We start from the raw sequence: 2,060 nt of genomic DNA, 5'->3' as shown, positions 1-2,060 counted from the left end.
GGGGGGGGGGACCGCCTGACCCCCGCGGGGCCCCGTCACGAAACGCCCCCCCCCCCTTCCTGGCGGGGGGGCGGGGCTCTTTCACGGGTCCGGGCCTACTCCGCGGCCTCCCGGTCACCCGCGCTGACCAGGCCCGTCTCGTACGCCACGATGACGGCCTGGACCCGGTCGCGCAGGCCGAGTTTGGCGAGGATGCGGGCGACGTGGGTCTTCACGGTGGTCTCGGCGAGGTGGAGCCGGGCGGCGAGCTCGGCGTTGCTCAGGCCCCGGGCCAGCAGTCCCAGTACCTCCACTTCGCGCGGGGTGAGGGAGGCGAGATCGCGGTGGAGCGCGTCGGCGTCGTCGCCGCGTTTGGCGAACCGCTGCACGAGGCGGCGGGTGATGGCCGGTGCGAGGAGCGCGTCACCGGTACGGACGGTGCGTACGGCCGCGGTCAGTTGCTCGGGCGTGACGTCCTTGAGCAGGAAGCCGCTCGCTCCGGCGGACAGGGCCGCGTAGACGTACCGGTCGAGGTCGAAGGTGGTGAGGATGATGACGCGGGGTTCGCCGGGGGCGCCGGTGAGGATCCGGCGGGTGGCCTCCAAGCCGTCCATCTCGGGCATCCGGACATCCATCAGGACCACGTCCGGACGGGTCCGCCGGACCGCTTCGACTGCCTCCGCGCCGTTGACCGCCTCGGCGACCACGTCGATGCCGTCGGCGCCGAGGATCAGCCGGAATCCGGTGCGCACCAGGGTCTGGTCGTCGGCGAGGAGCACCCGCAGCGGTTCGGTCACGGTGTCTCCAAGGGGATCAGGGCCTCCACACGGTAGCCGCCGGTCAGCCGTCGGCCGGTGGTCAGGGTTCCGCCGTGGACGGCGAGGCGTTCGCGCAGTCCGATCAGACCCCGGCCGCTTCCGGGGCCCTCGCCCGGGCGCCCGCCGGTGTCGGTGACCTCCACCCGGAGCCGGTCGGGTGCGTGGTCGACGGTCACGTGGGCGGTCGCTCCGGACGCGTGCTTCACGGTGTTGGTGAGGGCTTCCTGGACCACGCGGTAGGCGGCGAGTTCGATGCCGGGCGGCAGGGGACGCGGCGTCCCGGTCACCGTCAGGTCGACGGCGAGCCCGGTGTCGCGGACCCGTCCGACCAGCGATTCCAGCTGGTCGAGGCCGGGTTGGGGTGCCAGTTCGGGTTCAGTGCCGGCCGGATCCACGTCGGCCAGGTCCGTGTCGGGCATCGTGAGCAGGCCCATGACGTGGCGCAGTTCGGTCATGGCGGCCCGCCCGCCCGCCTCGACGGCGAGCAGGGCCTCCGCGGCCCGGCCGGGGGAGTTCTCCATGATCTTCCGTGCGGCGCCCGCCTGGATGATCATCACGCTGACGTTGTGCGTGACGACATCGTGCAGTTCACGGGCGATCCTGGCCCGCTCCTGCGCGACGGCCCGGCGCAGGGACTCGGCCTGTTCCCGTTCCAGCGCGGACAGCCGGGTGCGGTTCTCGTCGCTGCGCAGTTTCCAGCTGCGCAGTCCGACGGCGGCCACGGCCATCGGTACCAGGATCAGCAGGACCACGTACTCGTTGGGAAGGATCGGGGTCACCGAATTCCCCGAGGTGCCGACCAGGGCGACCGAGACCACCAGCGCCGCGAGGGTCGTCATCCGGTACGGGCTGTAGACGGCCGCGCTGTACACGGCGATGACGAACGCGTAGAAGGTCAGCCGCAGCACGCTCGACGGGGTCGCGAGCGTCGCCGCCGTCACGACGCACAGCACAGCGAGCGGACAGCGGCGGCGCAGGGCCAGAGCGCCCGAGGCGATGACGGCGAGCGTGACCATGAAGGCCATGCCGCCGGGGCCGCTCGGGCGCGGCACGACGCTGTGGACGCCGGGGGCGATCTCCCGTACGACCACGTTGCCGGCGTTGTCGATGCCGTAATAGACGGTGGTGATCCCGAGCGCCAGCGCAAGCAGCACATCGAACAGCCAGGCCCCCCGAGTCGGCCGCAGGGGCCGGCGGTTCGAGGGCGTCACCTCCTTCGGGGGGCGGCGGCCCCCCCGCGCGGCGCCGCGGGGGGGGCCCCGG

General features: G+C 73.0%; 2 protein-coding genes. Both read right to left on the bottom strand.

Annotated features, from left to right (window positions below; translation table 11 throughout):
• Positions 1–95 precede the first annotated feature (95 nt).
• Positions 96–776: a response regulator transcription factor gene (locus tag JAO81_RS02480; RefSeq protein WP_199546048.1), complete on the bottom strand. Its 681-nt coding sequence runs from the start codon at positions 774–776 to the stop codon at positions 96–98.
• Positions 773–2,008 carry a sensor histidine kinase gene (locus JAO81_RS02475; protein WP_199546047.1) on the bottom strand — a complete coding sequence of 412 codons (1,236 nt, stop codon included), beginning with the start codon at positions 2,006–2,008 and terminating at the stop codon, positions 773–775. Before JAO81_RS02475 ends, JAO81_RS02480 begins: the two co-directional genes overlap by 4 nt.
• Positions 2,009–2,060: the final 52 nt, after the last annotated feature.

Source organism: Streptomyces sp. N35, from assembly GCF_016464295.1.
In the GTDB taxonomy this organism is placed as follows: Bacteria; Actinomycetota; Actinomycetes; order Streptomycetales; family Streptomycetaceae; genus Streptomyces.
This window is presented reverse-complemented; position numbering and strand designations above follow the sequence as displayed.